The 4882-nt window shown below is 62.8% G+C and carries 6 protein-coding genes; all 6 read left to right on the top strand.

Going from position 1 to position 4882, the window contains the following annotated elements; translation table 11 throughout:
* Window positions 1-1523 (top strand): hypothetical protein (locus ABSG20_RS30030; RefSeq protein WP_423868088.1); only part of this gene is annotated, 1523 nt, incomplete at its 5' end.
* Complete coding sequence (locus tag ABSG20_RS30025) at window positions 1520-1843, top strand: hypothetical protein (protein WP_423868087.1); 324 nt, start codon at window positions 1520-1522, stop codon at window positions 1841-1843. The genes ABSG20_RS30030 and ABSG20_RS30025, both read left to right, overlap by 4 nt.
* A gap of 43 nt (window positions 1844-1886) precedes the next feature.
* Window positions 1887-2234 carry a hypothetical protein gene (locus tag ABSG20_RS30020; RefSeq protein WP_423868086.1) on the top strand — a complete coding sequence of 116 codons (348 nt, stop codon included), beginning with the start codon at window positions 1887-1889 and terminating at the stop codon, window positions 2232-2234.
* Complete coding sequence (locus ABSG20_RS30015) at window positions 2234-3148, top strand: tail fiber domain-containing protein (RefSeq protein WP_423868085.1); 915 nt, start codon at window positions 2234-2236, stop codon at window positions 3146-3148. The genes ABSG20_RS30020 and ABSG20_RS30015 overlap by 1 nt, the downstream gene beginning before the upstream one ends.
* A gap of 10 nt (window positions 3149-3158) precedes the next feature.
* Window positions 3159-3866 carry a hypothetical protein gene (locus tag ABSG20_RS30010; RefSeq protein ID WP_423868084.1) on the top strand — a complete coding sequence of 236 codons (708 nt, stop codon included), beginning with the start codon at window positions 3159-3161 and terminating at the stop codon, window positions 3864-3866.
* Window positions 3863-4861: a phage tail protein gene (locus ABSG20_RS30005; RefSeq protein WP_423868083.1), complete on the top strand. Its 999-nt coding sequence runs from the start codon at window positions 3863-3865 to the stop codon at window positions 4859-4861. Before ABSG20_RS30010 ends, ABSG20_RS30005 begins: the two co-directional genes overlap by 4 nt.
* Window positions 4862-4882 lie beyond the last annotated feature (21 nt).

Genomic DNA, 4882 nt, shown 5'->3' with positions numbered 1-4882 from the left:
CCGGCACCGCAACAAAGCTCTATCAGCTCAACAACACCAATTTCACCTGGACCGATGTTTCGCTCGGAGGTGGGACCTATAGCGCGCTGACCTCGACGGCCAACTGGCAGTTCGCGCAATTCGGCAGCCTGGTGTTCGCCACCCAAGCCAATGCGCCGTTGCAGGTGTTTGACCTTTCGTCGGCGACGGCCTTTTCCAACGCGCTGGGATCGCCGCCGCAGGCCGCTTACATCAGCGTGGTCGGGCGCTTTCTGGTGCTCTCCGGACTGCTTTCGACACCCTATCGCATCCAGTGGTCGGGGCTTAACAGCGTCAATGCCTCCGCAAGCTGGACCTCGGGCATCAACAGTTCCGATTTCCAGGACTTTCCGGACGGCGGAATCGTTCGCGGCGTCGCCGGCGGCGATCAGTCCGGCATCATCTTTCAGGACCAGGCCATCCGGTCCATGGCTTATGTCGCAGGCTCGCCGATCATCTTCCAGATCACGAAGCTGACTTCCGACAAGGGGCTGTACGCGCCCTATTCCATCATCCGGGCCGGCGAAAACATCTTCTTTTTCGCCAATCAGGGTTTTCACAAGATCCCGCCTGGCGGCGTTCCCGAGCAGATCGGGCGCGAGCGCATCGACAAGACCTTCCTGGGCAATCTCGACAACGGCAATCTGCAGCTGTTCATCGGGGCAGCCGACCCGCGCAGCTCCCGCATCTATTGGGCCTACAAATCAAACGCCGGCAGCGCCGGCAACTTCGATACGCTGCTCGGCTATGACTTTGTGCTCGACCGCTTCTTTCAGCTTTCGGTCAGCGGCCAATATCTGCTCGGCATCTCGCAAAGCGGCCTGACGCTGGAGAACCTCGATGCCATTGCGCCCGGCACGATCGCCATCACGGGAACGGCCAACAACGGGGCCGGACTGATCCGGATTTCGGTCGCCTCGACGGCGGCGCTGATCAGCGGCAACGATTACGCCATCGACAACGTCGGCGGCACGACGGAAGCTAATGGCAATTGGCAAATCAGCGTCGTCAGCGCCACGACGTTCGATCTGATCACCAACAGCGACAGCGGCGCGCCCTCGGCCTATGTCAACGCTTATACCTCGGGCGGCATCGTCGGCGGCTCGCTCGACGCCATGACACTGAGCCTTGATTCCTACGCCACCGCGGTGCAGCCGCAGCTTGCGGCCTTCGATAGCGCGAACATGCTGGGGTTTTTCACCGGGCCGAACCTGCAAGGCATCATTCAGGGCGCGGAGCAGGGCACGGATGGCAGGCGCATCACATTGAGCGGGTTCCGGCCGATCACCGATGCCGCCACGCTGTACGGGTCGGTTTCATACCGCGATACTCAGGCGGCGACGCCTATCGTCAGCGCGGAGGTGGGCATGAGTTCGCGAACCGGCCGCATCGATATCAGGCGCGATTCGCGCTACCAGCGCTATCAGGTGAGGATCCCTGCCGGCACGAACTGGACATTCGCGGCCGGCTATGAGCCCGACGTGACCGCGAACGGCACGCAATGACAGCCTACGTTCCGAGCGTCAACGAAACCGATCCGAAAAAGATCATCCTCTCGTTGCAGCAGCTCGCGGCCGGCCGCTCGAACGCAACCGGCACCGTTACGCTTGCGACGGGCTCGGCAACGACGGTGGTCACACCGACGCAATCCGGCATGATCGCTGTGGGATCGCAGCCGATCTTCACGCCGCTGACGGCCGCGGCGGCGGCCGAGCTCGCGAGCGGCAACATGTATGTTTCCGTTGTCGCCAAGGACACGTTTACCATCACGCACACCAACAGCGCGACCGCGGGCCGGACGTTTCTCTATGCAATCCTCGGTTGAGCTTGTTTGCGTCGATCCGGCGCGCGTCCATGAGTTTTGGCCGTTGGCGCGATCCTATATCCGCACCGCGATCGAGCGCACCGATCTCTGCGCATTTGCCGATATCGAAAGAGACGTGCTGGCCGGCCAGCAGCTCTTGTGGCTGGCCTGGAGCGGCACGCTCGAGGCGGCGGCGACCACGCACCTCGTCAAGACCGCGGAGAGGCCGGTTCTGATCGTGACGGCCTGCAGCGGGGCGCAGCGCGAGCGCTGGTTGCCTCTGCTTGCGGGAATCGAAAACTATGCGCGGGCCGAAGGCTGCTCGCGCGCGCGGATTTACGGCCGCAAGGGCTGGGAACGCGTGCTCAAGAACTATCGCGCGGAATATATCATCCTGGAAAGGACACTGTGATGGGCGGACAATCGTCTTCGACGCAGACCCAGCAATCGACCACGGCGCCGTGGGCGACGGGGCAGCCTGCGATCAACGGCATCCTTGGGCAGCTGAATCCACTTATCCAGAACAGCGGGCTCAATCCGACCGAAAGCGGGGCGCTCAGTCAACTGCAAGCCAATGCGGCCGGCGGCAATCCCTACGCCGGTCAGATCGCAGGCTATGCCACCAATCTTCTCAACGGCGGCGGCGCGACCGCCCAGGCACCTGCGCTGCAAAGCGGCCTCTCGACCCTGCAAAGCCAGCTCACGCCCTACGCCAATGGCTCCATGATCGGCAATGACCCGGCGTTGCAAGCGCAACTCCAGCAGATCGCGACCGACACCACCAACCAGGTGAACGGCCAGTTCGCAGCCGCCGGGCGTGACCTCTCCGGCGCCAATCAGATGGCGCTCGGCAGAGGCATCGCGGCGGGCGAGGCGCCTGTCATATCCGGGCAATATAATCAGGATGTCGCCAACCAGATCAACGCGGCAAATACGCTCTACGGAGCACAGAACACGACCGGAGGGCTGCTGTCCGGCCTCAATCAGCAGGGCCTCGCCAATCAGGGCCAGGGCGTGCAGGCCAGCCAAGACGCGCTCGCCGCGCAGAATTATGGCCCGCAACAGCAATTGGCATTGGCGCAGCTCGCGCAGCAGATCCCTGCGCAAAATCTCGGGATGCTCGCCAATATCGGCATTCCGATCGCGGGGCTCGGCACGCAATCCAGCGGCTCGGGGACGACCACGAATAATCCGTCATTGCTTTCGCAGATTCAGGGCTGGGGCGGTCTGTTCTCCGCTCCCGCCAATGCAACATCGGCGGCATCGGGTGCGGCGCAAGCGGGTTCCGGGCTGCTGTCTGGCCTAACCAGCCTGTTTGGACTTTGAGGAGAACTGCATGGGCCTTCTGGACGCATTGCAGGGCGATGGCGGCGGGTTGCTGGCCTTCCTGCGCAACAACGCACTTCATCAGCCGTCTCACGGCGTGGCTCCGGGCGACGTCGCGCCATATGCCGCGCCATCTGGACAGGCAACCCCGGTCGCTGCGCCTTCGCAGCCAGGCGCTCCGATGCAGTCGGCGCAGGCGGCTCCGCCACCAACCAACCTGTTCGGCATGCAGCCCTATCGGATCACGGAAGCTTTGCAGAGCCTTTCGCGCGGCGGTTCGCTGTCGGGCGCCCTTCGCGGCGAGTACGACGATCCGCGCGCGCAACAAGCGCGGGCGCAAAACCTGACGGCGAGGGCATTGCTGGCGAAGGGCATTGATCCGCTGGCGGTGAGCGCAGCGGTCCAGCCCGGCAATACTGAAATGCTCAAGGCGCTGATAGATCAGGCCTATGGCAAGGGCGCCCTGCTTCATGCCGGAGCGGGCAAGGGGAGCGCCGATAACCAGGCCGCGCCGGCAAAGGCCGTCCCGCAACCGCCGCCGCAGCAGCAACCGGCAGCGCCGCCCGCCCGGCAAGCCGCGCCTTCGCCGTTGGCCAATCTGCCGGTGCCGACGGCGCAGGCGCCGCCGATCTTCGTTGCGCCACGCCAGCCGACCGACCTGTCGGTATTACGCGCGACTCTTGCCAATCACGCTGCTGTTGTCGGGAATAGTCCATGACGCTTTATAAATGGTCGCAGACAGCATCCGCCGACGCCACGGCGGATTCAACCATCAACTGGCAGGAAGGCCAGGCGCCGTCATCGATCAATGATTCCGCCCGCGCCATGATGGCGGCCACGGCCAAATACCGCGACGACATCGCGGGCGCCATCGTGACCAGCGGCACGTCAACGGCCTACACCGTTTCGTCCTATGAGGTGTTCGACACATCGGCCCATCTCAATGGCCAGATGATCGCCTTCACCCCGCATGTCACCAACGGCGCCACGGTGACGCTGAATGTCGATAACCTCGGCGCCAAGCCGCTGCGGTCGGCGCCGAATGTGGAATTGCTGGCGGGAACGATCATCCAGGGCACGCCCTATGTGGCGACGTACAACAATAGCGATGGGGCCTTCTATCTGCAGGGGTTTTTCGGAAATCCGTACAATATCCCATTGGGCGGCGGCCTGCCGTTCATTGGAACGACCGCTCCGAACAGTTCGTTCGTCTTTCCCTATGGGCAGGCGATATCCAGGACGACCTATGCCGCGCTGTTTTCGCTGGTGAGCACTACCTACGGCTCTGGTGACGGATCAACCACGTTCAATATTCCCGATTTTCGCGGTCGCGTGCTCGCCGGCAAGGATGACATGGGAGGCTCTGCGGCGGGCAGGTTAACTGCCTATTTCGGGGGAACCGCGACAACCCTAGGGTCAACGGGTGGTTTCGAAAGCCATACGCTTTCGACGAGCGAGATACCGTCGCATGTGCACGCCAACACGCTAACCGATCCGACACACGCTCATTCAACTTATGGGCCGAACGGCTCTACTAACGCCGGAGAGATCGGCTTTAATGGTTCCTACGGAACGGTTGGTCCCTCCGTCAACGCCAGCACTACGGCAGTCGGAACCGGAATAACCATCAATTACGCGGCTCAAGGCGGCGGTGAGCCGCACGCGATCGTGCAGCCAACGATCATCTGCAACTACATCGTTAGGGTAATTTGATCTACCAAGCCGAATAAAGGG

This window comes from Bradyrhizobium sp., assembly GCF_049512235.1.
In the GTDB taxonomy this organism is placed as follows: Bacteria; Pseudomonadota; Alphaproteobacteria; order Rhizobiales; family Xanthobacteraceae; genus Bradyrhizobium.
The sequence above is the reverse complement of the archived record's forward strand: the minus strand, read 5'-3'. Positions and strand labels throughout refer to the sequence as shown.

Coding starts and splice junctions, on each gene's coding strand:
- ABSG20_RS30025 (WP_423868087.1), top strand. CDS start 1,520: ATGACAGCCTACGTTCCGAGCGTCAACGAAACCGATCCGAAAAAGATC.
- ABSG20_RS30015 (WP_423868085.1), top strand. CDS start 2,234: ATGGGCGGACAATCGTCTTCGACGCAGACCCAGCAATCGACCACGGCG.
- ABSG20_RS30010 (WP_423868084.1), top strand. CDS start 3,159: ATGGGCCTTCTGGACGCATTGCAGGGCGATGGCGGCGGGTTGCTGGCC.
- ABSG20_RS30005 (WP_423868083.1), top strand. CDS start 3,863: ATGACGCTTTATAAATGGTCGCAGACAGCATCCGCCGACGCCACGGCG.